Genomic DNA, 23,176 nt, shown 5'->3' with positions numbered 1-23,176 from the left:
CGACGAACCGTTTCCGCCTGCCAGGAGCCCATCAGGCTTACGACGCCTCGCTGGTAGCGGTGGAGTTGGCGGAGCCGAAGCACGAGCTCTGATCCTGAGAGCCATCGAGGCTCTGCGCTGAGGGGCAGGCATCAGCGCCCGCCCCTTGCGGCAGCCAGCTGCCAGGCATCACACCCGAGTGTCACAACACGGCCAATACGCCACACAGCGGAGCTCATCGCATGATGATGTGACTAACCGCGCACGTCCTGGGGGGACCATGAGCAACAGCACGCCACCACCCGCGCCCGGCTTCCCGCCGCCGCTCCCGCCCCCGACACCGCAGCCCAAGAAGAACCGCACCAACGCGATCATCATCGGGGCGGCAGCCGCCATCATCGCCACGATCATCACCACCGGCGTCGTCGTCGTGCAGACCCGCGACACTGCCGGCCCGTCGGCCGTCACCACCGCGGCGTCGAGCGCCCCGGCGGAGGACGACTCAGTGGCCACGGCGGTTCAGAAGCCGGACCCTGAGCCGACGTACGCGGAGGTCGACGCCGACAGCTTCATGATCAAGCTGCGCACCACCACACGGCACTGCTTCGGGTCGGCGGGCTGCAACGTGACGGTCGAGCCGAAGCTGACCTACACCGGTATCGAGGATCTCGACCCGGACGCGGTGTACGAGATCACCTACGAGATCCGCGGTGACGAGTCCGGGCCGGTCATCGAGACGGCGGAGCTATCGGATCAGACGAGTCTCAGCTACAGGCCGACTTCGATCAGCACTGCCTCGGCGAGCACGAAGGTGTCTGTGAAGATCACCGACGTAACGACCCGTGGGTATTGAAGCTCCTACGAGCAGCTCGGCCCCACCAAGGCGAATGCAAGGGGACGTGGCAGCACGGCTGACCATGCGGCTGTTGTGCGGAGCCTGGCGAAGGAGTTGTGAGGCGCCTGATGGAGTACACCCCGCGCTGGCAGAAGTCCACGTACTCCGGTGGCGGCGAAGGCGATACCTGCATCGAACTCTGCGCAGCCGCCGGCATACGCCTCCGGGAATCCACCACCCCCGCCACCCACCTCCGCACCACCCCCACCCCCCTCGCCGGGCTCGTGCACCACATAAAGGCCCGCGGGGTTCGTACGACGAGCTGAGGAAAGCCCCCGGCGGCATACGGGGGCGTGCCGCATGGCTGGTGGGGGCGGGGATTTCTACGGTGGCTCCATGCGTACCCCCCACAGCCGTCGCACCGCCTCGACCACCGTCGTCGCCCTCGCTCTCGCACTCCTCGCTCCCCTCTCACCGGCCCGCGCCCAAGCCGAAGCCGACTCCCTCCAGCGGGACGCCGACGCCCTGCGGGACACCGGAGTCACCGGTGTCTCCGTGCGGGTCGACGAGCCTCTCGGGGCGCGGGCCGTGCGTAGTGGGGTCGGCGATCTCCGGACCGGTGTGCCGGTGCCGCACGGTGAGAACATCCGGATCGGCAGCACCACCAAGGCCTACGTCGCCACCGTCCTCCTCCAACTCGTCGGTGAGGGGCGGCTGTCGCTGGAGGACCGGGTGGAGCGGTGGCTGCCGGGGGTGGTGGAGGGGAGCGGGAACGACGGAAGGCGGATCAGCGTGCGGCAGCTCCTCCAGCACACCAGTGGGCTGCCGGACTATATCGGCGACGTCGTCCCGGAGCTGAGCGCCGCCGGGTATCTGAAGCACCGGTCCACCACGTACACCTCCGCGCAGCGCGTCGCGTTCGCCATGACGCACCCGCCCGTCTTCGAGCCGGGCGCCCGCTGGGAGTACTCCAACACCAATTACATCCTCGCCGGGATGGTGATCGAGGCGGTGACGGGGAGGGGGTGGGATCACGAGGTGCGGGAGCGGATTCTGCGGCCGTTGCGGCTCACGCGGACGTTCGCGCCGGGCGACGATCCCCGTCTGCCCCGGCCCCACGCCCGTAACTACCAGCAGTTCGAGCCGGGTGACGACGCCCCCATGACCGACACCACCCTCGCCTATCTCCCCTTCGACGGGGACGCCGACGGGTCGATGATCAGCACCGCCGCCGACACCAACCGCTTCTTCTCCGCGCTGCTCGGCGGCAGCCTCCTCGCCCCCGCCCAGCTCGCCGAGATGCTGCGTACCGTCGCCGTGCCCGACACCCCCGGTGAGGTGCCGGGCTCCCGTTACGGGCTGGGCATCGGCTGGACGCCGCTCAGCTGCGGCGGTGGCTACTGGGGCCACAGCGGCAGCGGCTTCGGGTTTCTGGCGTGGCCGGGGACGACACGGGACGGCCGTACCTCCGTCACCGTCGCCGTGCACAGCCGGCCGGGCGACGAGCGGACCGCCGTACGGCAGATCGGGGCCCTCACGGACCTGGTCGACCACGCCCTGTGCGCGCGGCCTCGGGCATAGCCACCCGGCCGCGCAGCGGCCCTACACGTCAGCCCCCGGCGGACCCGGCCGCACCGGCCCCGCCCGGTCCAGCAAGCCCGTGCGGGCCGCGAGCGCCGCCGCCTCCAGGCGGGAGCCGACGCCCAGCTTCATCAGGACCCGTTGGACGTGGGTTCGGGCCGTCGACGGGGCGATGCCCATGCCCGCCGCGATGAGGCGGGTGTCCTCGCCGTCCGCGACGCGGACCAGGACCTCGACCTCGCGCGGGGTCAGCATCTGGAGCAGGCGCTGGCCCTCGTCGTCCGGCTGGGCCGCCGGGTTGAGGAGTTCACCGAAGGCGCTCTGGAGGAGTTGCGGCGCCACCGCCGCCTCACCCGCCCGGGCCTTCATGATGGCGCGTTCGACGCCTTCGATGCGTTCGTCGTGGCGGACGTAGCCGGACGCCCCGGCTGCGAACGCCGCCGCGATGCCGCGCGGGTTGGGCACCGGTCCGAGGACCAGTACCGCCACCTGCGGGCGTTCGCGCTTGATCTTCACCACCGGGTCGAAGATCCCCGGCTCGGCCGGTGCCGCCGTGCCGATCAGGCACACCTCCGGTGCCCTGGAGATCACCAGCTCCGCCGCGCCCGCGGCGGGCGCCGCCGCCGCCAGCACCCGGTGTCCCCGCAGCTTCAAGGCCGAGGCCAACGCCTCGGCCAGCAGTCGGTGGTCGTCGACCACCATGAGCCGCACTCCCATCGAGCCACCCCACCCCCCAGTCCCCCACAGTCCCCCAGATGGTTGCCCACTATGGCTGCCCACCGGACCTCGCGGACAGAAGCCCCCCGACTTCCCGTCGACTCACCCGTCGACGCCCGCTCTTCATGCCCCCGGAAGCTACACGCTTGTTCGACGTTGCGCTCCCCCTACGGGAGAGAAGTGCCCCGGATTACCGAAATTCCCTCCGATTCGAGCGTGATGAGGGATACGTCCACAGCCCCGCCCCTGAGCTGGGGCGGGGCCGTGGAACGAGGCCGAGGGGGCGCGTGGGGTTACTTCGCCCCGAAGCCGAGCGCCGTGTACTCCTTCTCGTCGTCCGAGTACGGCTTGCTGACGAGTTCCGAGCCGATGAACCAGCGTCCGTCGGTGTAGAGCATCTCGCTCATCGTCGGCGTCATGGCGCTGATCGCGCGGAGCACCGACTCGGAGGCCGGGGTCTCAAGCAGCTTGGTCTGCTTCAGCGTCTTGCCGTCGATGGAGACGATCTGGGCGCCCTTGTCGTACGGGCCGTCCTTGTAGGCGATGATGTTCGGCCCATCCATCCGGATCGGGAACAGCTCGTGGTCGTCGCCCGCGTCCGCGCGGTCACCGGTGGACTTCCCCGTGGCCAGCGAGAAGGAGACGACCTCGTTGGTGGAGCTGTAGGAGCCGGTGCCGTCGTGGCTCTTGGTCGGCATGTACACCTTGTCGTTGCCGACGTAGATGCCCCGGCAGGCCCAGACACCGCGGACGGGGCACTCGTAGTCGTACTTGTCGTCCGGGATGGAGATCTTGGCGCGCAGCTTGCCCTTCTCGTCGAGGGAGAAGATGTCGGTCGTGCCGGTCAGCGGGACGTCGCTGCCCGTCACCACACCGAAGACGACCGGGTTGGTGGAGATGACCTTGGCGCGCTGGATGCCGGAGGGGACCTTGTACGTCCACTTCACGCTGCCCGACTTGGGGTCGAGCAGCTGGATCTCGAAGGTCTCGCTGCCGTAGTCGCCGCACTTGCGGACCGCGATCAGCTGGGCGCCGCCCGCGTAGCCCTCGTCGGTGCACGCGCCGGCCTTCGGCGACCACAGCACCTTGCCGGAGTTGACGTCGAACGCGGCGCCGCCGGAGTAGCCGCCGGCCGCGGCGACCGTCGTACCGGAGATGGTGACCTCGCCGAACGGCACCTTGCTGCCGCTGAGGTCGGCGCTCTTGGTCCACACCTCCTTGCCGGTCTCGACGTTGAACGCGGTGACCTCGGTGCAGGGCTGGCGGTCGTCGTTGTTCTTGCGCTTGGCCGACTCGGTCACCACGACGGCGATGCCCTCGGTGGTGATCTCACGGGAGCCCGCGCAGGTCTGGCCGGCCAGATCCAGCGTCCACTTGGTCTTCCCGCTGTCCGGCTCGTAGCCGACGATCTTGTTGAGCGCGGACTTGGCGTACGTGGTCTTCGTCAGCCAGGAGCCCTTGACGCTGTCGATCTGGAGCTTTTCCTTGACCTCGTGCGCGGGCACCTGGAAGAGGATCTTCGCGCTGGGGCTGGCCGGGGCCTTCTCCTGCGCCGTGGTCGGGATCTCCACGCCACCGGACGACGAACCGCCGGTCGAGGAGGAGCCGCCGTCGTCGTCGCCCTTGGTGTCGTCCTTGCCGCCGGAGGTGCCCTCCGAACTGGCGGTGTCCTTCTTGCCGTTGTCGTCGTCGCCGCTGGAGGTGGCGATGTAGACGCCGCCGCCGACGATCAGCGCGATGGCCGCGACCGCCGCGGTGATGATGATCGCCGCGGTGTTCACCTTCTTCTTGCCTCCGGGACCGCCGGGACCGCCCGGGTGGCCCACCTGCGGCTGCATCGGCATGGTCTGCGGCTGGTAGCCGTACGGCTGCTGCCCGTAGGGGCCGGGCTGCTGCGGCTGGCCGTACGGGCCGGGCTGCGGGTGGCCGTAGGCACCCGGCTGACCGGGATGGCCGGGCTGGCCCGGGTAGCCGTAGCCGGGCTGCGCCGGCGGGGGCGTCTGCGGGTAGCCGTAGCCCGGGGCCTGCGCGGGCGGGCCCTGCGGCGGGGGCGTCGGGGCACCGAAGCCGCCGGCCGGCGGGGGCGTGGGCGCGCCGAAACCACCCTGCGGCGGCGGGCTCTGCGGGGGCTGCTGCCCGGGGGCGGGCGGCTGGGCCGGGGGCTGGGCGGGCGGCTGGCCCTGCGCCGGGGGCTGGTCCTTGGACAGCGACGGCGTGGGCGGCTGGTTCGGGGGCGGGCCCGGCGGCTGGTTCGGCGGGGGCGGCGGCTGCGTCATGACGTGGATACCTCGGAGCGGATGTCGGTGGTCGGGTGGAGGACGAGCGGGGCTGTCACTTGCCGTAGGCCAGCATCAGCTTCTCCTTCGCGTCGTCGGCACCGTTCAGCAGGGTCGAGGAGATGTAGAAGCGTCCGTCCACGTAGTCGATGGCCCTCGAGTAGAAGGAGCTCTCGATCTCCGCGGCGCTCGCCGGCATCCGCAGCAGCTCGGTGGCCGCGGGGCTGCCGCCCGTGGTCGGGAACGACACGATCCGGCCGCCCGCGTCGGACGACGGCTCCACGTACGCGATCAGCTTGCCGCCCTCGGTCCGCACCGGCTCCGTCGTCGCGTCGGCGGAGGGCGACTTGACGCGCCACTTCTCCTTGCCGGTGGCGAGGTTCAGCGCCACGATCTGGTTCGTGCCGTCCTTGTCCTCGGTCGGCAGGTAGAGCGTGTTCGCGTCGCTCGCGACGCCTGTGCAGCCGGCGAGATTCCCGGTGAGGATCCCGCCGTCGCACTCGGGCGCGAACGACGCGTCGGAGTCGACCTGCGAACGGGTCGATCCGTCGGCCTTGAAGGTGGAGATGTTCCAGGTGTTCTCTTCCTCGTTGGTGAGGTAGAGGACGAGCGGGTCCACGGAGTACGCGTTCTCGACCTTCCAGCCCTTGGGGATCTTCCGCGTCCACTTGGCCTTGCCGGTCTTCGCGTCCAGCTCCTGGACCTCGTCGTGCTCCTTGTCGGTGGTCACCGCGCAGGAGGAGACGACGACCAGCCGCGCACCGCCCGCGAACCCGGACGGGTAGCAGGACTGGCCGTAGGTCTTCTTGTCGAACAGCTTCTTGCCGCTGTTGATGTCGTACGCCGTCCCGGACTGCGAGCGGCCCACCATCAGCGTGTCACCGGCGACGGCCAGGGAGACGCTGTGGGCGCTGTCGAACAGGTCGCCCTTCTCCAGCTCGGCCGACCAGCCCTTGTCGCCGGTGTTCAGGTCGATCTGCTGGAGCTGGTCGCACTCGGCGTTCTTCGAGGTGCTCTTCTGGTACGCGATCACGGCCCGGTCGTCGGCGGTCGCCTCCGGGGTGACCGCGCAGATCTTGCCGGGGAACTCGATCGGGTCCCACGCCGGGTCGCCGCCCTCCACGTTGTACGCGAACAGCTGCTTGTACGCCGGCTTCACGGCGACCTTGTCCGTGACCCACAGGCCGGGGGCGGACGCACCGGAACCGGGGGCGTCGGGCGCGCTCTTGTACCAGAGGACCTTCGCCTCGCCGTCCTTGCGGTCGGCGTTGAGGTCGGAGATGTCGAGGTCCTCTCCGCCGTCGCCGCTGCCGTCACCCGGGTTGACGGGCGCGGAGGGCGCGTCGGACGGCTTGTCGTCCTCGGACGGGCCGGTGCTCTCCTTGGCGATGGGCTTCTTCTCGCCGTCGTCCCCGAGGGTCGTCACGGCGAACACGGCACCGCCGACCACCAGCAGCGCGGCCACGGCGGCGCCGACGACCATCGCGGGCCTGCCCTTGAACGGGTTCTTCGACCCGCCGCCACCGCCGCCGACCGGAGGGGGTGTGGGCGCGCCCGCGTACTGCGACTGCGGGTAGCCGTAACCGGCCTGCGACGCCGGGTTGTACGGGCCGGGCTGCGCGTACGGGCCGGCCTGCTGCGGCTGGCCGTACGGGCCGGGCTGGGTGTACGGGCCCGGCTGCGCGGGCGGCTGTTGCTGCGGGGGGTAGCCGTAGCCGGGGCCCGGTGCGGGCGGGCCCTGCGGCGGGGGCGTCTGCGGGTAGCCGTAGGGCTGCTGCGGTTGTTGCGGCTGCGACGGCGGTGGTGGATTCCGCGGATCTCCGTAACCGCCGTACGGCGGTTGATCGGGCGGCTGAACCATCAGCGCTTTCCCCCTGTTCGCTGCTTTCGAGCCACCCGTGACCACGCGTGGTGTCGCTTCTCAGACTGTTCTCAGACGGCTCTTTCTATCACTGCGACGCAGACATGCACGGGGCCGGTCGCTCCCCTGTTCCCAAGGGAGAACCGGCCCGTGATGCGCCCGTTACGCTCCTTCACGCCCCCTTCACGGGACGTGCGCGCGGGCTCGATACGCCCGTCAGAGAGCTGGGGAGCGCTCCGCAGGGGCGCGGGGCGCTGACCTCCGTGGCTCAACCGCTACGCGTCATCCGCGAGTTCGAGCCATCGCATCTCCAGCTCTTCCTTCTCGCCCAGCAACGCCCGCAACTCGGCGTCCAACTCCCCGACCTTCGAGAAGTTGGTCGCGTTCTCGGCGATCCGCGCGTGCAACGTCGCCTCCTTCTCGGAGACCTTGTCCAACTGCCGCTCGATCTTCTGGAGTTCCTTCTTCGCGGCACGGACGTCGGCGGCGCTCTTCTGCGACGCGGTCTCGGCGGCGGGCTTCACGGCGACCCCGGCGGACGCCGCCGCGGCCTCCTCCATCTTGTGGCGCCGCTCGATGTACTCGTCGATCCCGCGCGGGAGCATCCGCAGCGTCGCGTCACCGAGCAGCGCGAACACCCTGTCCGTGGTCCGCTCGATGAAGAACCGGTCGTGGGAGATCACGATCATCGACCCGGGCCACCCGTCGAGCAGGTCCTCCAGCTGGGTGAGGGTCTCGATGTCGAGGTCGTTCGTCGGCTCGTCGAGGAAGAGGACGTTGGGCTCGTCCATCAGCAGCCGCAGCAGCTGGAGCCGCCGCCGCTCACCACCGCTGAGGTCGCCCACCGGCGTCCACTGCTTCTCCTTGTTGAAGCCGAAGGTCTCGCAGAGCTGCCCCGCCGTCATCTCGCGCCCCTTGCCGAGGTCGACGCGGTCGCGGATCTGCTGCACGGCCTGGAGGACCCGCAGGTTCGGGTCCAGCTCGGCGACCTCCTGGGAGAGGTAGGCGAGCTTGACGGTCTTGCCGGTGAGGACCCGGCCGGCGGCCGGCTGCTTCTCGCCCTCGCTGCGCGCGGCGTCCGCCATGGCCCGCAGCAGGGAGGTCTTGCCGGCGCCGTTGACGCCGACGAGGCCGACGCGGTCGCCCGGACCGAGCTGCCAGGTCAGGTGCTTCAGCAGCACCTTCGGACCGGCCTGCACGGTGACGTTCTCCAGGTCGAACACGGTCTTGCCCAGCCGGGTCGACGCGAACTTCATCAGCTCGCTGGTGTCGCGCGGCGGCGGTACGTCCGCGATCAGCTCGTTGGCCGCCTCGACACGGAAGCGGGGCTTCGACGTGCGGGCGGGGGCGCCGCGCCGCAGCCAGGCCAGCTCCTTGCGGACCAGGTTCTGCCGCTTGGTCTCCTCGGTGGCGGCGATCCGCTCGCGCTCGGCGCGGGCGAAGACGTAGTCGGTGTAGCCGCCCTCGTACTCGAAGACGTCGCCCTTCTGCACGTCCCACATCCGGGTGCACACCTGGTCCAGGAACCACCGGTCGTGGGTGACGCAGACGAGGGCGGAGCGCCGCTCGCGCAGATGGTTCGCGAGCCAGGAGATGCCTTCGACGTCCAGGTGGTTCGTGGGCTCGTCGAGGACGATCAGGTCCTGCTCCTCGATGAGCAGCTTGGCGAGCGCGATGCGCCGCCGCTCGCCGCCGGAGAGGGGGCCGATGACGGTGTCGAGGCCCTGCGGGAAGCCGGGCAGGTCCAGGCCGCCGAAGAGGCCGGTCAGTACGTCCCTGATCTTGGCGTTGCCCGCCCACTCGTGGTCGGCGAGGTCCCGGATGACCTCGTGCCGGACGGTGGCGGTGGGGTCGAGGGAGTCGTGCTGGGTGAGCACGCCGAGGTGGAGGCCGCCGGAGTGGGTGACCCGCCCGGTGTCGGCCTCCTCCAGCTTGGCGAGCATCCGGATGAGGGTGGTCTTGCCGTCCCCGTTCCGCCCCACGACGCCGATCCGGTCCCCTTCGGAGACGCCGAGCGAGACCCCGTCGAGCAGGGCGCGGGTGCCGTACACCTTGCTGACGTTCTCGACATTGACCAGGTTGACGGCCATTACTCTCCTGCCACGGGGACGATCGACCCTCCAGGGTAGTCGGCGGGGCGCACGGGTGTGACGGGGCGGCGGGCGGCCGCGCGCAGGCGGCGGCCGCGGCGGGTGAGGCCCCAGGGCTTCAGCACCGAGATCACCGTCATGAAGACGTACGCGGAGAGGGACACGACCGGGCCCATGAGGACGTCCCCGGCGTCGGGCAGTGGGCCGCCGGCCGCGACGGCGGTGACGGCCGCGTTCACGCCGGGGCGCAGGGCGAGGACGGTGGCGGTGAGGGTCGCCAGGGTCAGCCAGAACTTGGTGTGGACCCAGCGGTGGCGGGCCAGGCCCCACGGGGTGCCCAGTGACAGCGCCAGACCGCTGGTGAAGGTCAGCAGGCCGACCGGGACGAGGAGCCAGTCGGCGAACAGCTTCATGGCGCGGACGGACGCCTCGACCGCGGCCGCGGACGACGTGGTGCCCGCGGTGGCGCCGAGCGCGAGCAGGCCGAGGGTGAGGCCGAGCCAGGCGGCGGAGGCGGTGACGTGGACGACGAGGAGGGTGCGGCGTAGGGGGCGGGGTAGGGGGCCGGCGTTCGTCTTCATGTGTGCCACGGTGGCGGGGGTGGGGGTGGCGGGGCGTCTGCCGGCGGGAGTATTCGGGTGTACGGAGGGGGGAGTACGGCGGGGGGTGCGTGGGGGGTGCGGTGTGTTGTCGGGTGCGGCCCGGTGGGGCTTCTCGCGCAGTTCCCCGCGCCCCTGAAAAGCAGGGGCTGGTCTTTTAGGGGCGCGGGGAACTGCGCGATCAGCCCCCACTCGCCCGCACTCGACGACACCACCCGAAAAAGACCGTGCGCCCCCTACCGCCGCCGCTGCTGGATCAGCGCCGACGCCGGGGCACCGCCCTCGTCGGACGGCTCGTGGTGGACGGGCATGTCGTCGCGGATCAGGTGCTCGGGGATGAAGACGGCCGCGGCGACGCCTCCGTTGGTCGACTGCCGCAATTCGACGCGCAGACCCTGGCGTTCGGCGAGCCGGTTCACCACGAACAGGCCGATCTGCTTGGCGTCGAGGAGGTCCACCTTCTCCGACCGGAGCTTGGCGTTGGCCTCGGCCATCGCCTCCTCGTTCATGCCGAAGCCGCTGTCCTCGACCTCGATGAGGATGCCGTCCCGCAGCCGGGCCGCGCGCAGCTGGACCTGGGTGGAGGGCGGGGAGAACGCGGCGGCGTTCTCGACGAGTTCGGCGAGCAGATGGATGACGTCGGCGACGGAACCGCCGTTGAGGGACACCTTCGGTACGGCCCACACCTGGACCCGCGTGCCGTCCTCGATCTCGGCGACGGCGGCCCGCAGGACGTCCGTCAGCGCGATCGGGTCCCGCCAGCCCCGGCCTGGCGCGATCCCCGACAGGATGAGCAGCGACTCGGAGTGGCGCCGCATCCGGGTGGCGAGGTAGTCGACGCGGTAGAGGTCGTACAGCTCGGCGTGGTCCTGCCGTTCGTGCCGTCGCTGTTCCATCACGCCGAGCAGGTCGAGCTGCCGGTGGAGCAGCACCTGGCTGCGGCGGGCGAGGCTGACGTACACCCCGGAGATGCCGCTGAGGAGTTCGGCGCGCTCGGAGGCCGCCTTGAGCGCGGCCCGCTGCACGGCCGTGAGCGCGGTGCCGACCTGGGCGAGTTCGTCACCGGCGAGGCGTCGCATCGGGGCCTCGGCGTCGATGTCGACGCCCTGCCCGGCGTGCAGCCTGCGCATCGCCTGCGGCAGCCGGCGCCCGGCGACCTCCAGCGCGGAGTTGCGCAGGTCGAGGAGTTCGACGATGAGGCCGCGCCCGACGACCACGGAGACCAGCAGCGACAGGAGCACACCGGCGAGGCCGAGGACGACGGCGACGCCGGACGCGCCGAGGGTGTCCCAGCCGAAGGCGTCCGCCTTGGCCGCCGCGCCCGTGCCCGCGTTCTCCTCGGCCGCGGCCAGGCCCTCCAGGACGGCTGCCGAGGAGGCGTCCCAGTCCTTCAGCACGGCCGCCGACACCGGTCCCGCGCCCGCGTCCGTCACCCCGTCCTCGACCCTGACGAGGGCGGCGTAGCTGTCGCTGTCCAGCAGCACGTCGTACGCGGGCCGGTGCTCGGCCTTGAGGTCGGCGACGGCCGGCCTCAGCAGTTCGCGCTGGGTGGCGACGGCGCCGACGAAGCGCGCGTACTGCTCCTTGCCCAGCGTCCCCGACGCGGTCGCGGCGGCCAGCAGTGCCTGCTCGCGGGCCACGGCGTCCCGGACCCGGGAGAGTTCGAGGACGACGCGCGCCTCGGAGGTCGCGTCGGTGCCCTTCTCGCTGGTGAGGGCGCCGGTCACGGCGAAGGCGTGGTCGATGACGGTGGAGTATTTGGTGTACGCCGTCGACACCGCGTCCCGCGCGCCCGGCCCGGTGGTGCCCGCGCGCAGGGCGGCGAGGTCGCTGAAGTCGGCTTCGAGGGTCCGCAGGCGGTCGGGCAGACCCGTGTCGATGAGGGCGGCGTCCGAGCTGGAGGAGCTGAGGCCCGCGCGGAGCGCGGTCACGGCCTTGTCGGTGGCCTGCTGATCGGCCCTCAGGTCGTCGAGACCGGTCTCGGTGCGCCGGGCGGCGTACCGCATCGCGGCCGTGCGCTCGCTCTGCAGGGTGGTCACGAACGTGGCGACCGGCGCGAGCAGTTCGCTGTTGACGTCCTTGGCCCGCTCGGTGTCACCGATGGCGGCCACGGTCGTCACGGCGGCGTAGCTCCACAGCGCCATCAGCGACACGATGGGCAGCATCAACAGGGCCACGATCTTCGCCCGCACGGATCTGGGGCGCAGCAGCCGGGTGGTCGCACGGAAGATTTTCATTGGGGACCTCGTTGCAGGAGGGAGGATCGAGCGCCCCTTCAGGGGCGCGGGGAACTGCGTGGCCAGCCCCCACGGGCCCGCAGCGAAAGACGGCGCTCGGAGCGGAGGGCTCAGAGCGGAGCGGTCACGCCGTCGACAGCTCCACCTCGCGCAGCAACTCGTCGGCGAAGGAGGACTCCGCCCGCTTCCCCGTCGGCGAGAGAGCCACGTACGCCGAAGTCAGGAAGAGGAACGAGCCCAGCATCACGGCCAGCGGGAAGAGGAACTCCGTGGCCGTCGCCCCCGGCAACGGGGCGGTGCTTGGCGTGAGTTCGATGTTCACGGCGTACATCGCGGTGTAGTGCATGCTGCTGACCGCGAGTCCCATGACCAGCGCGGCGACCGCGGCGAGCACCCCGCCCCGCACGATCAGTGTGAGCGTGAGCGCGGCGGTCGCGGCGACGACCGCGATCACCACGGAGGCGATGACCAGGGACGGGTCGTAGCCGACCTCGCCGTGCAGGTTGAGCGCGGCCATGCCGGTGTAGTGCATGGCGGCCACCCCGAGTCCGGTGCCGAGGCCGCCGAAGGCCACCGCGCGGACCCGGGAGCGGCCGTAACCGGCGGTGAAGACTCCGGCGCTGACCACGGCGATCGCCATGACCAGGCTGAGCACGGTCATCGGGACGTCGTAGCGGATCGGGGTGCCCTGCACGCCGAAGCCCATCATCGCGACGAAGTGCATGGTCCAGATGCCCGAGCCGATCGCGAACGACGCCAGCGTGAGCCAGTTCCGCTTGGAGGCGCCTTCGGCCTCAAGTGCCCTGACGGTGCAGCGCAGTCCGAGCGCGGAGCCGACGCAGGCCATGACGTAGGAGAGGACGGGGGTGACCCATCCGGCACTGAAGTGGTCCATGTGTCCCATGAGGAACCCCTCTCGCCCGCCGCGCGGACGACACCACGCGGACGGGAAGTACCGCCGGTAACAAGTCACCGGGGATCGAGATCATGCCACCCGAGAATGAGGGGCGAATCGCCCGAAAGGCACCAGAAAGGAATTCCGTGAACATTAAAACACTGTGGGATGGGGCACAAACCGAAGGGTTTGCCAGACCAATGCGTGACCTGCACATTCCCTTCACCGGACCACTGCGTTCAGGCACTTGACCGTGTGCCACGACCAATAAGTTCCACCAGCGCCCATCCGGCGAGCGTCATGACCACGGCCACCGGAGCACTGACCTGAACGGCGATCAACAAGGCCGTACGCCCCTCGAGAAGCCCACCGAATCCGACCATGGAGAGCCCCAGCACCCCGAACAGACACAGTGTCACCCCGAGGGCGGCGGCCGGCCCCGAATACGCCTCCGACCTGCTGGAACGGCTCGGCCGAGCCGGTCGGGAAGGCCGGGCCGCGGGCCGTTCGAAGCTCCGGAAGGCGGCGACGAGCACCGCGGTGAGGACGGCCGCGAACGCGATCCGCAGGGGCAGTTGGACCCACCAGGCGCCCGTCGCGGGCGTGGGAAGGTCGACGTCGAGCGCGAGCAGCACGCCGTACACCCCGAGCATGGCCGAAAGATGCCACAGGAACGCGGTCATCGAGATGCCGTTGGCCGCCACGACCGTCCGCCACACCTTCGGCCGCTCCAGCCACCGCGCGACCGGCCCGCGCACCCACTCCACCGCACCGACCAGCCACAGCCCGTGGCACAGCAACGCGAAGGTCGGCGGCGCCATGTTCGACACCTTCTCGCCCGGCATCCCGACCATCGACAGCGGATACGGCCCGTACGCCACCAGCAGCGCGGCCCCCGCGAGCCCGGCGCCGGCGAGCAGATACGGCCGCGCCAGCCGCCCGTCGGCCCGCAGGAACCCGAGTTGGTGGATCGCGAGCCACACGAAGGCGAAGTTGAGGAACTCGACGAACGGCACGTCCAGCGCGAAGCACAGCGTGTCCACGAGCGCGGCGGCCGCGACCAGCCCGCCGAACGCGCCCCAGCCGTACCTCTCGTGCAGCCTGAGCAGCGGCGGCGTGAAGGCGACCATCGCCAGATAGATCCCGATGAACCACAGCGGCTGCGCGACCAGCCGCAGCGCCACGTCGAGCAACCCGCCGCCCTGTCCGGCCAGTTGGAGGACCAGGGCGGCGGCGCCCCACACCCCTGTGAAGACCAGGGTGGGCCGCAACAGCCGCTGTAGGCGGGCCCGGAGGAACGCGGGATAGACCGAGGCGCCGTCCGGGGCCTTCCGGCTGAGCGAGCGGTAGGAGAGGGCGTGCGAGAAACCGCCGACGAAGAAGAACACCGGCATGATCTGCAGGGCCCAGGTGAGGATCTGGAGCCGCGGTTCGACGGCGAGCAGGTTGCCCACGTCGACTCCGCCGCCGTCCCCGGTGGTCACGGCCGCCATCAGCCAGTGGCCGAGGACGACCGTGCCGAGGGAGGCGACGCGGAGCAGGTCGACGTACCGGTCCCTGGTGGCCGGGGTGGCGGCGGCGAGTTCCCTCGCGCCCACGCTTGCGGTGGCGGTGGCGGTCATGGGAGTACGGTCGCGCGGGCGCCCGGGCGGGCGGCAGCGCTCCCGTACTCATCTCACGTCTGAGTACGCCTTCGTACGGGCCTCACGTCCGAGTCCCTACGCGTGTCCGCCCCGGATGACGGTCGCTCCCGGCGCGGGCGAGGCTGCCACCCGGACCGACTTGCAGGTGCCGGAGGCGAGGAGACCGTCGGCGACGGCACGGGCCGACTCCGCGTCCCGAGCGAGGAAGGCCGTGGTCGGGCCCGAGCCGGAGACGAGCGCGGCGAGCGCGCCCGCCGCGCGGCCCTCGGCGAGGGTGTCGGCCAGCTTCGGGAACAGCGAGAGAGCGGCGGGCTGAAGGCCGTTGGAGTCCGGTAGGAACGCGGCGAGCGCGTCCACGTCACCCTTGGCGAGCGCGTCGAGCAGCACCTCGGAGGCGACGGGCTCGGGGACGACGTCGTGCTCGTGGAGCCGGTCGAACTCGCGGTAGACGGCGGGCGTGGAGAGACCTCCGTCGGCGACGGCGAACACCCAGTGGAAGGCCCCGCCCACGTCGAGGGGCCGCAGCCGCTCCCCCCGCCCCGTGCCGAGAGCGGCCCCGCCGACCAGGCTGAACGGCACGTCACTGCCCAACTCGGCGCAGATGTCGAGGAGTTCGGCGCGCGTGGCGTTGATGCCCCACAGCGTGTCGCAGGCCAGCAGCGCACCGGCCGCGTCCGCGCTGCCGCCTGCCATGCCGCCGGCGACGGGGATGTCCTTGACGATGTGCAGCTGGACGGCCGGCTCGATCCCGTGCCGCTCCGCCAGCGCGAGCGCGGCGCGGGCGGCGAGGTTGGTGCGGTCCAGGGGCACCTGGTCTGCGCCGGGGCCCTCGCAGGTGACGGTCAGCTCGTCGGCGGGGGTGGCGGTGACCTCGTCGTACAGCCCGACGGCGAGGAAGACGTTGGCCAGGTCGTGGAACCCGTCGGGCCGGGCACCGCCGACCGCGAGCTGCACATTGACCTTGGCGGGAACGCGAACGGTGACGCTCACGACTGACGGGGCTCCTCGTGGTGGGGCTTGGGGTCTTGGGGGGGGGTGGCTTGGGGCTCGGGGCTCGGGGCCTGGGGTGGGGCGCGGTTCGGGGCGCGGCTCGCGGTTCGGGTCGCGGTTCGGGTCGCGGCGGCCTAGCGGCCGGTCTCGCCGGGGGCGGTGTCCTCGGTGACGCGGTTCTCGGCGATGGCGGCGAACTCCTCGACCGTCAGGGACTCGCCGCGCGCCTGCGGGGAGACCCCGGCGGCGACGAGGGCGGCCTCGGCGGCGGCCGCGGAACCGGCCCAGCCGGCGAGGGCGGCCCGCAGGGTCTTGCGCCGCTGGGCGAAGGCCGCGTCGACGACCGCGAACACGTCCCGCTTGGCGGCGGTGGTCTTGACCGGCTCCGTCCGGCGGACCAGGGAGACGAGCCCGCTGTCCACGTTCGGCGCCGGCCAGAAGACGTTCCGCCCGATCGCCCCGGCCCGCTTGACCTCCGCGTACCAGTTGGCCTTCACCGACGGCACGCCGTACACCTTCGAGCCGGGCCCGGCGGCCAGCCGGTCGGCGACCTCGGCCTGGACCATCACGAGGGTGCGCTCGATGGTGGGGAAGGTGTCGAGCATGTGCAGCAGGACGGGGACGGCGACGTTGTAGGGGAGGTTCGCGACGAGGGCGGTGGGGGCGGGGCCGGGGAGGTCCGTCACGTCCATCGCGTCCGAGTGGACGAGGGCGAAACGCGCGGCGCGGGTGGGCATGCGGGCGGCGATCGTCGCGGGCAGGGCGGCGGCGAGGACGTCGTCGATCTCGACGGCCGTGACCCGGTCCGCCGCCTCCAGCAGGGCGAGGGTGAGCGAGCCGAGACCCGGGCCCACCTCGACGACGGTGTCCTCCGGGCGGACGCCCGCGGTGCGCACGATGCGGCGCACGGTGTTCGCGTCGATCACGAAGTTCTGGCCGCGCTGTTTGGTGGGGCGCACGCCGAGCGCGGCGGCGAGTTCGCGGACGTCGGCGGGGCCGAGGAGGGCGTCGGGGGAGGGGCTGCTCACCGCACCAGGGTACGGGGCGAGGGGCTCCGCCCGGTTCCTGGGCGCCTTGTGGGGTGGGGGGTGCGGGTGCGTCGGCGGCTGCGGGCCCGGTGGGGCCTCTCGCGCAGTTCCCCGCGCCCCTGAAAAGCAGGGGCTGCGGGGGGCGGGTGCGTCGGCGACTGCGGGCCCGGTGGGGCTTCTCGCGCAGTTCCCCGCGCCCCTGAAAAGCCGGGGCTGCGCCCCATGCTTTTCCCCCAGCGGCCCCGTCGCTTCTCGGGCCCACGGCCCCGTCGCTTCCAACCCACGGCCCCGTCGCTTTTCGGGCCCGCAGGGTCGTGGTCTTTCGGGCCCGCAGGGGCCTGAAGCTTTTAGGGGCGCGGGGAACTGCGCGAGAAGCCCCACTCACCCGCAGCCGCCGACGCACCCGCACCCCCCACCCCACACCGCGCCCTACCCCCGCAACCGAGCCCCGCAATGCGGCCAAGGGCTGGCCCCCCGCTGCACATACAGCTTCTTCGCTCGCAGCGTCTGCTCCGCCGCCGGCGCGTCCTGGGGCCGCCCGCTCCCCCCGAGACTCCGCCAGGTCCCCGTGTCGAACTGGTACAGCCCGCCGTACGTCCCGGAGGGATCCACCGCGTCGGGCCGCCCACCCGACTCGCACGCGGCGAGCCCACCCCAGTTCAACCCGTCCGCCCCCGCCACGGACGTGGGCATCGCCTTCGTCCCCACCTTCACCACCTGCTCGCGCGGCTCCCGCACCACCTCCGTCCGCACCAGCCGCGGCCGCTGCCGGACCCCGTTGACCGTCCGCAGCGCGTACGTGACCCGCCGCACCCCCGGCCGACCGGCCCGCTCCACGACCTCCGTGCCCTGGAAGAGCGACGGATCCTCGGTGCGGCGCACCCGGAACGGGATCGGCGTCTCCCGGACCTCCTCGGACCCGGTGACCCGCATCACGGTCACCGTCTGCCCGTCCCGGGGGAAGCTCGACCACGCGACCGAGGTGGTGTCCTCCCCGCGCAGGGTGACCCCGGCCTGCTCCACGGCCTCCCCCACGGTCGCCGCGTTCGTACGGATCGTCCGCGTCCGTCCGTCCGCCATGATCGTGACGGTGCGCTCGGTACGGACGTCCAGCTCCAGCCCCGCACGCCCGATCCGCTGGGAGCGCGAGGTCGACACGTACGCGCCCTCCGCACGCACCCCGAGCTGCTGAAGCGCCCCGTCCACTGTGTGAGCGGTCGTCCAGACCTTGCGCGGCTGCCCGTCCAGGGTGAGGGCGACGGGCCGGCCGTAGTGCACGGCGACCTCGTCGCCGCTGCTCAGCGCCGTACCGGGGGCGGGCGCGACGACATCGTGCGGGCCGAAGGCGACCCCTTCGTCGGCGAGCAGTTCGGTGACGTCGTCGGCGAAGGTATGGAGCGTGCGGGGCCGCCCGTCGACGGTCAGCTCGATCGCCTTGTCCTTCGCCACGAACGCGGAGGTGCCGCCCGCGAGGAAGGCCACCACCAGAGCCTGCGGCACCAGCCGCCGCAGTGAGCCGGGCCGGTCGGCGGCCCGTCTGCGCCGTACGGCCCGCCGGGAGCCGCTCCGCCCGCCCGCACGAGCCGAGGCGTCCGGGTCCGCCTCTTCCGGCCCGTCCCGCTCGCCCGGCCTCTCCCGCTCGCCCGGGGCCTCCTCGGCGAGCCGGTCCTCGTAGGCGGGCCGGTAGGTGTCCGCGTACACCCCGTAGGGCAGCGTCTCGGCCTCGTACGGCGACTGCGCATTGCTCACGACGACACGCTCCAGAGGGGATCCGGGTCCGGGTCGGGCGACGTGAACCTAGCGGACTCCGGTCACCCTCCAAAGCAACGCGGTCACTCAGTGTCGCGACACGGGCCGCTGATCATCTTTTTGGGTCCCCCGGACGGCCCACACGACGTGACCCCTCAGTAATCGAACGCCCTTGCAGTGTTCGCCGCGATCGCCGTCGCCAGCGCGTCCTCGTCGATGCCCCGCACCTCGGCCATCGCGCGAACCGTGACCGGAATGAGATACGGCGCGTTGGGCCGTCCGCGGTACGGCGCGGGTGTGAGGAAGGGCGCGTCGGTCTCCACGAGGACGAGTGCGAGGGGCGCGACGGCGAGGGCGTCGCGCAGCGGCTGGGCGTTCTTGAACGTCATGTTCCCGGCGAAGGACATGAAGTAGCCGTGCGCGGCGCAGACCGCGGCCATCTCGGCGTCGCCGGAGTAGCAGTGGAAGACGGTCCGCTCGGGCGCGCCCTCCTCCTTCAGGATCCGCAACACGTCGTCGTGGGCGTCCCGGTCGTGGATGACCAGCGCCTTGCCGTGCCGTTTGGCGATCTCGATGTGCGCGCGGAAGGACCGCTCCTGGGCGGCCTTGCCCTCCGGCCCGGTCCTGAAGTAGTCGAGGCCCGTCTCCCCGATGCCCTTGACCTGCGGCAACGCGGCCAGGCGGTCGATCTCGGCGAGGGCGTCGTCGAGCGCCGCGTCACCGCCGGGCGTCCGGGCGCCCTGCCGGGACCAGCCGTCCGGGTCGCCGTGGACGATGCGCGGCGCCTCGTTCGGGTGCAGCGCGACGGTGGCGTGCACGGCCTCGTACCGCTCGGCCGTCTCGGCGGCCCAGCGGGAGCCCTTGATGTCACAGCCGACCTGGACGACCGTCGCCACCCCCACGGAGGCGGCCTTCGCGAGGCCCTCCTCGACGGTGCCGGACTGCATGTCCAGATGGGTGTGCGAATCGACGACCGGCACCCGGAGGGGTTCGGGGAGCGGGGGCGCGGCGTTCTTGTCGTTCGAGGGCATGCCCCGATCCTACGAATCGCACGATCGGGGCATGCCCCACAGGCTCGCCGGGGGGAGGTCAGCTCGCCTTGCGGTGGAACGGGTGGAGGAGGTCGGACAGGTGCCAGTGGTGGTGTTCCGCGGGCTCCGACCCTTCCGGGGTGTCGGTGTCCGCCACCGGGCGGGGCTTCGGCAGACGCCGGCGACGCTCGGCGTCCAGCGCCGACGACACCTGGCCCGCCCGCATGATCCGGACGACATGACCGTCGCAGTTCTGGCACGTGGGCCGGGACAGCGGGGACGGCACGACCGTGCCGTCGGCCACGTACATCACGAAGTCGCGCCCCTGGGCGTCGTTGTGGTGCTCTATCTCGTACGACTGCTCCCAGCCGTGCCCGCAACGCATGCAGGCGAACGCGTAGGACTCGTGAACGACGGCGGTGGCGGTGTCGCGCAGCACTGCGCGCTCTGCGATCTCGGTCATTGCCAGCTCCTCTTGTCCGCTGGACGGTGAGGACGTGACGTGTACGTCCTCACCACCCAGTGGACGCCCTGGCGGACCTGGAGTGCACCCCATCTGCCGACTGTTGAAGGGCATTTGGCCTCCCCTTGTGGGAAGCCCGTGCGTACGAGGGTTGTGCTTTGCTCGGCTTTGCCGGGGCATGGGCTGTGCGCTTTCGGGCGCGGGTCCGGTGGGGCTTCTCGCGCAGGGAAAAGCAAGGGGCGCAGCCCCTGCTTTTCAGGGGCGCGGGGAACTGCGCGAGAAGCCCCACTCACCCGCACCCGCCCACGAAACCCGCACCCCCGAGTCATCAGGCGCCCGGCCCCTGGATGGCCCTCTTCGCCGCGACCACAGCATCAAAGACCGACCTCTTCGGCACCCCCGCCTCCACCGCGACCGCCGCGATCGCCTCCTTGCGCCGCTCCCCCGCCTCCTCCCGCACGCGAACCCGCCGCACCAACTCCTCCGCGTCCAGCTCCTCCGGCCCCTTCTCCGGCGCCCCCTCGACCACCACGGTGATCTCCCCGCGCACCCCGGCCGCCGCCCACTCGGCCAGCTCCCCGAGCGGCCCCCGCTTGACCTCCTCGTACGTCTTGGTCAGCTCCCGGCACACGGCGGCCCGCCGCCCCGCGCCGAAGGCCTCGGCCATCGCCGCGAGCGTGGCGTCCAGGCGGTGGGGCGCCTCGAAGTACACGAGGGTGCGCCGCTCCTCGGCGACCTCGCGGAGCCGGGCGAGCCGTTCGCCGGCCTTGCGCGGCGGGAACCCCTCGAAGCAGAACCGGTCGACGGGCAGCCCGGACAGCGCGAGGGCGGTGAGGACGGCCGAGGGCCCGGGTACGGCGGTGACCCGGATGTCCTTCTCCACGGCGGCGGCGACCAGCCGGTACCCGGGGTCGGAGACCGACGGCATCCCCGCGTCGGTGACCAGCAGCACCCGGGCACCGCCCACCAGCGCCTCGACGAGTTCCGGCGTGCGCGCGGCCTCGTTGCCCTCGAAGTAGGAGACGATCCGTCCGCCCGGCTGCACCCCGAGCGCCTGGGTGAGCCGCCGCAGCCGCCGGGTGTCCTCGGCGGCGACGACGTCCGCCCCGGCCAACTCCTGGGCGAGCCGGGGCGGCGCGTCCGCGATCTCACCGATGGGGGTACCTGCCAACACAAGGATTCCAGTCACCTTCCCATCCTCCCAGGGGCGGCCCGGAGGGGTGCCGCCCCGAAGGGGCGCGGGGCTGTACCGACATGCGGCTCCGCCGCGTGGGCGCGACCGGCCACGACCCACCCGCGGTCGCCGTACCGCACACGCCCCGACCCGTTCGGCGCCCGGCCACATCGCGATCCCACGGGACTCCCACAGCGGTGTTCCCTACGATGGCGCGGTGACCAGTACCGCGTCCTCCACGGACACCCGGCAGGACCAGGCCGCCGAAGACCCGAGGCCGTCGTGGCAGCACCGCCTGCGCCGATTCGGCTACGCGGCACCTCCGAGAAGCGACGTCCGCGGCCGGCTGGTGCCGCCGTACACCCGCCCCAGCCCGCGTTTCTGGGCGGTCCTCGGCCTGCGCGAGGAGGTCGCGGCCCGCCTCGTGCGCTGGTCGGCGTGGGGCGGTCCGCTGCTGGTCACGCTGGTCGCCGGGCTGATGCGGTTCCACAACCTGGGCAGCCCCAAGGCGGTGATATTCGACGAGACGTACTACGCCAAGGACGCGTGGGCGATCGTCCACCGCGGCTACGAGGTCAACTGGGCCAAGAACGCCAACGAGCTGATCCTCCAGAACAACGGGAACGTCCCGATCCCGACGGAGGCGGCGTACGTCGTGCACCCGCCGGTCGGGAAGTACGTGATCGGCCTGGGCGAGCTGATGTTCGGCTTCGACCCGTTCGGCTGGCGCTTCATGACCGCCCTGCTCGGCACGCTCTCGGTCCTCATGCTGTGCCGTATCGGCCGCCGGATCTTCCGCTCGACGTTCCTCGGCTGCCTCGCGGGCGGCCTGATGGCGGTCGACGGCCTGCACTTCGTGATGAGCCGCACGGCGCTGCTGGACCAGGTGCTGATGTTCTTCGTCCTGGCGGCGTTCGGCTGCCTGGTCATCGACCGGGACAAGGCACGGGAACGCCTGGCCGCGGCCCTCCCCCCGGACGGCGACGGGGTCGTACGCCCCAACTCCCTCATCGCCGAGACCACCCGTCTGGGCTGGCGCCCGTACCGTTGGCTGGCCGGTCTCTGCCTGGGCCTGGCGCTCGGCACCAAGTGGAACGCCCTGTACTTCATGGTGTTCTTCGGGATCATGACGGTGCTCTGGGACTACGCGGCCCGCAAGGTCGCCGGCGCCCGCCGGCCGCTGATCGCGACGATGCGACGCGACCTGGGTCTGGCCTTCCTCTCCACGGTCCCGGTCATGATCGTCACGTACCTGGTCTCCTGGACGGGCTGGATCCTCTCCCCGGACGACGGCAGCGGCGGCTACTACCGCAACTGGGCCGCGACCGAGGGCAGGGGCGGCTGGTTCAGCTGGCTGCCGGACTGGCTGCGCAGCCTGTGGCACTACGAGCACGCGGTCTACGAGTTCCACGTCGGCCTCTCGTCCCCGCACACGTACCAGTCGAACCCGTGGAGCTGGATCGTCCTCGGCCGCCCCGTCTCGTACTTCTACGAGTCCCCGTCCCCCGGCAAGGACGGCTGCGCGGCGGACACCGCCGACAAGTGCGCCCGCGAGGTCCTGGCCATCGGCACGCCCCTGCTGTGGTGGGCCGCCGCCTTCGCCGTGCTCTACGTCCTGTGGCGCTGGTTCTTCCGCCGCGACTGGCGCGCCGGCGCGATCGCCTGCGGCATCGCCGCCGGCTACCTCCCCTGGTTCCTCTACCAGGAACGCACGATCTTCTTCTTCTACGCCGTCGTCTTCCTCCCCTTCCTCTGCCTCGCCGTCACCATGCTGATCGGCGCGATCCTCGGCCCACCCGGCGCCCCGGAGCGCCGCCGAGTGGCGGGCGCGGCAGCCGCCGGCGTCCTGGTCCTCCTGATCATCTGGAACTTCATCTACTTCTGGCCCCTCTACACCGGCCAGCCCATCCCGATCGACAGCTGGCGGTCGCGGATGTGGATGGATACGTGGGTCTAGGGCGTGTTGCGCCTCAGGCGGTGCGGTCGGCGGCGGCGCCTCGTCTGGCCGGATACGGGGTCATGGTGGCC

General features: G+C 71.7%; 18 protein-coding genes. 4 read left to right on the top strand and 14 right to left on the bottom strand.

All coding sequences use genetic code 11. The features are described 5' to 3' along the window. Positions 1–259: 259 nt before the first annotated feature. The 3 genes from HW837_RS35475 to HW837_RS35465 all read left to right on the top strand — a co-directional run bounded on the left by HW837_RS35475 (position 260) and on the right by HW837_RS35465 (position 2,395). Positions 260–832 carry a hypothetical protein gene (locus HW837_RS35475; RefSeq protein WP_045556248.1) on the top strand — a complete coding sequence of 191 codons (573 nt, stop codon included), beginning with the start codon at positions 260–262 and terminating at the stop codon, positions 830–832. A gap of 110 nt (positions 833–942) precedes the next feature. Next, positions 943–1,140: a DUF397 domain-containing protein gene (locus tag HW837_RS35470; RefSeq protein WP_193380315.1), complete on the top strand. Its 198-nt coding sequence runs from the start codon at positions 943–945 to the stop codon at positions 1,138–1,140. A gap of 70 nt (positions 1,141–1,210) precedes the next feature. Then, a complete protein-coding gene (locus HW837_RS35465; protein WP_193380316.1) occupies positions 1,211–2,395 on the top strand; it encodes a serine hydrolase domain-containing protein in 1,185 nt (394 codons plus the stop codon). A gap of 21 nt (positions 2,396–2,416) precedes the next feature. Here HW837_RS35465 and HW837_RS35460 read toward each other — a convergent pair whose 3' ends face one another. From HW837_RS35460 to rsmI, 14 genes are all read right to left on the bottom strand, one after another. Beyond that, positions 2,417–3,112 carry a helix-turn-helix transcriptional regulator gene (locus HW837_RS35460; RefSeq protein ID WP_078853332.1) on the bottom strand — a complete coding sequence of 232 codons (696 nt, stop codon included), beginning with the start codon at positions 3,110–3,112 and terminating at the stop codon, positions 2,417–2,419. A gap of 293 nt (positions 3,113–3,405) precedes the next feature. Beyond that, complete coding sequence (locus tag HW837_RS35455; protein WP_045556245.1) at positions 3,406–5,388, bottom strand: outer membrane protein assembly factor BamB family protein; 1,983 nt, start codon at positions 5,386–5,388, stop codon at positions 3,406–3,408. 55 nt (positions 5,389–5,443) lie between these two features. Next, positions 5,444–7,249 carry an outer membrane protein assembly factor BamB family protein gene (locus HW837_RS35450; RefSeq protein ID WP_193380317.1) on the bottom strand — a complete coding sequence of 602 codons (1,806 nt, stop codon included), beginning with the start codon at positions 7,247–7,249 and terminating at the stop codon, positions 5,444–5,446. A 275-nt stretch (positions 7,250–7,524) separates the two neighbouring features. Further along, a complete protein-coding gene (locus HW837_RS35445; RefSeq protein ID WP_045556243.1) occupies positions 7,525–9,339 on the bottom strand; it encodes an ABC-F family ATP-binding cassette domain-containing protein in 1,815 nt (604 codons plus the stop codon). Further along, complete coding sequence (locus HW837_RS35440) at positions 9,339–9,920, bottom strand: hypothetical protein (RefSeq protein WP_045556242.1); 582 nt, start codon at positions 9,918–9,920, stop codon at positions 9,339–9,341. Before HW837_RS35440 ends, HW837_RS35445 begins: the two co-directional genes overlap by 1 nt. A gap of 254 nt (positions 9,921–10,174) precedes the next feature. Beyond that, complete coding sequence (locus tag HW837_RS35435; protein ID WP_045556241.1) at positions 10,175–12,175, bottom strand: sensor histidine kinase; 2,001 nt, start codon at positions 12,173–12,175, stop codon at positions 10,175–10,177. Positions 12,176–12,299: 124 nt separating this feature from the next. Then, on the bottom strand, positions 12,300–13,079 hold the full coding sequence (locus HW837_RS35430; protein ID WP_193380318.1) for an MHYT domain-containing protein: 780 nt from the start codon (positions 13,077–13,079) through the stop codon (positions 12,300–12,302). A 230-nt stretch (positions 13,080–13,309) separates the two neighbouring features. Beyond that, on the bottom strand, positions 13,310–14,692 hold the full coding sequence (locus HW837_RS35425; protein ID WP_193380319.1) for an acyltransferase family protein: 1,383 nt from the start codon (positions 14,690–14,692) through the stop codon (positions 13,310–13,312). A 96-nt stretch (positions 14,693–14,788) separates the two neighbouring features. Further along, complete coding sequence (locus tag HW837_RS35420; RefSeq protein WP_193380320.1) at positions 14,789–15,703, bottom strand: 4-(cytidine 5'-diphospho)-2-C-methyl-D-erythritol kinase; 915 nt, start codon at positions 15,701–15,703, stop codon at positions 14,789–14,791. 134 nt (positions 15,704–15,837) lie between these two features. Next, positions 15,838–16,731 (bottom strand): 16S rRNA (adenine(1518)-N(6)/adenine(1519)-N(6))-dimethyltransferase RsmA, encoded by an 894-nt coding sequence (gene rsmA / locus HW837_RS35415; RefSeq protein ID WP_045556238.1) that lies wholly within the window; start codon positions 16,729–16,731, stop codon positions 15,838–15,840. A gap of 429 nt (positions 16,732–17,160) precedes the next feature. After that, positions 17,161–18,480 (bottom strand): resuscitation-promoting factor, encoded by a 1,320-nt coding sequence (locus HW837_RS35410; protein ID WP_234442451.1) that lies wholly within the window; start codon positions 18,478–18,480, stop codon positions 17,161–17,163. Between the two features lie 155 nt (positions 18,481–18,635). Continuing rightward, positions 18,636–19,511: a TatD family hydrolase gene (locus HW837_RS35405; RefSeq protein WP_193380321.1), complete on the bottom strand. Its 876-nt coding sequence runs from the start codon at positions 19,509–19,511 to the stop codon at positions 18,636–18,638. 58 nt (positions 19,512–19,569) lie between these two features. Continuing rightward, positions 19,570–19,974 carry a hypothetical protein gene (locus tag HW837_RS35400; RefSeq protein ID WP_045556235.1) on the bottom strand — a complete coding sequence of 135 codons (405 nt, stop codon included), beginning with the start codon at positions 19,972–19,974 and terminating at the stop codon, positions 19,570–19,572. 328 nt (positions 19,975–20,302) lie between these two features. Then, positions 20,303–21,163 carry a 16S rRNA (cytidine(1402)-2'-O)-methyltransferase gene (rsmI, locus tag HW837_RS35395; protein WP_045556234.1) on the bottom strand — a complete coding sequence of 287 codons (861 nt, stop codon included), beginning with the start codon at positions 21,161–21,163 and terminating at the stop codon, positions 20,303–20,305. Positions 21,164–21,365: 202 nt separating this feature from the next. Here rsmI and HW837_RS35390 point away from each other — a divergent pair, with 202 nt between their 5' ends. Then, on the top strand, positions 21,366–23,105 hold the full coding sequence (locus HW837_RS35390; RefSeq protein ID WP_193380322.1) for a dolichyl-phosphate-mannose--protein mannosyltransferase: 1,740 nt from the start codon (positions 21,366–21,368) through the stop codon (positions 23,103–23,105). Positions 23,106–23,176: the final 71 nt, after the last annotated feature.

The sequence above is a fragment of the Streptomyces caniscabiei genome (assembly GCF_014930365.1).
Lineage (GTDB): Bacteria > Actinomycetota > Actinomycetes > Streptomycetales > Streptomycetaceae > Streptomyces > Streptomyces caniscabiei.
Note: the sequence above shows the minus strand (reverse complement) of the source record. Positions and strands in the feature narration are given on the sequence as shown.

What these genes read in the sequence shown, in the direction of transcription:
- HW837_RS35435 (WP_045556241.1), bottom strand. Translation starts at nt 12,175, where the DNA reads ATGAAAATCTTCCGTGCGACCACCCGGCTGCTGCGCCCCAGATCCGTG.
- HW837_RS35470 (WP_193380315.1), top strand. Translation starts at nt 943, where the DNA reads ATGGAGTACACCCCGCGCTGGCAGAAGTCCACGTACTCCGGTGGCGGC.
- HW837_RS35450 (WP_193380317.1), bottom strand. Translation starts at nt 7,249, where the DNA reads ATGGTTCAGCCGCCCGATCAACCGCCGTACGGCGGTTACGGAGATCCG.
- HW837_RS35440 (WP_045556242.1), bottom strand. Translation starts at nt 9,920, where the DNA reads ATGAAGACGAACGCCGGCCCCCTACCCCGCCCCCTACGCCGCACCCTC.
- HW837_RS35405 (WP_193380321.1), bottom strand. Translation starts at nt 19,511, where the DNA reads ATGCCCTCGAACGACAAGAACGCCGCGCCCCCGCTCCCCGAACCCCTC.
- HW837_RS35400 (WP_045556235.1), bottom strand. Translation starts at nt 19,974, where the DNA reads ATGACCGAGATCGCAGAGCGCGCAGTGCTGCGCGACACCGCCACCGCC.
- HW837_RS35465 (WP_193380316.1), top strand. Translation starts at nt 1,211, where the DNA reads ATGCGTACCCCCCACAGCCGTCGCACCGCCTCGACCACCGTCGTCGCC.
- HW837_RS35460 (WP_078853332.1), bottom strand. Translation starts at nt 3,112, where the DNA reads ATGGGAGTGCGGCTCATGGTGGTCGACGACCACCGACTGCTGGCCGAG.
- HW837_RS35475 (WP_045556248.1), top strand. Translation starts at nt 260, where the DNA reads ATGAGCAACAGCACGCCACCACCCGCGCCCGGCTTCCCGCCGCCGCTC.
- HW837_RS35430 (WP_193380318.1), bottom strand. Translation starts at nt 13,079, where the DNA reads ATGGGACACATGGACCACTTCAGTGCCGGATGGGTCACCCCCGTCCTC.
- HW837_RS35455 (WP_045556245.1), bottom strand. Translation starts at nt 5,388, where the DNA reads ATGACGCAGCCGCCGCCCCCGCCGAACCAGCCGCCGGGCCCGCCCCCG.
- HW837_RS35425 (WP_193380319.1), bottom strand. Translation starts at nt 14,692, where the DNA reads ATGACCGCCACCGCCACCGCAAGCGTGGGCGCGAGGGAACTCGCCGCC.
- HW837_RS35445 (WP_045556243.1), bottom strand. Translation starts at nt 9,339, where the DNA reads ATGGCCGTCAACCTGGTCAATGTCGAGAACGTCAGCAAGGTGTACGGC.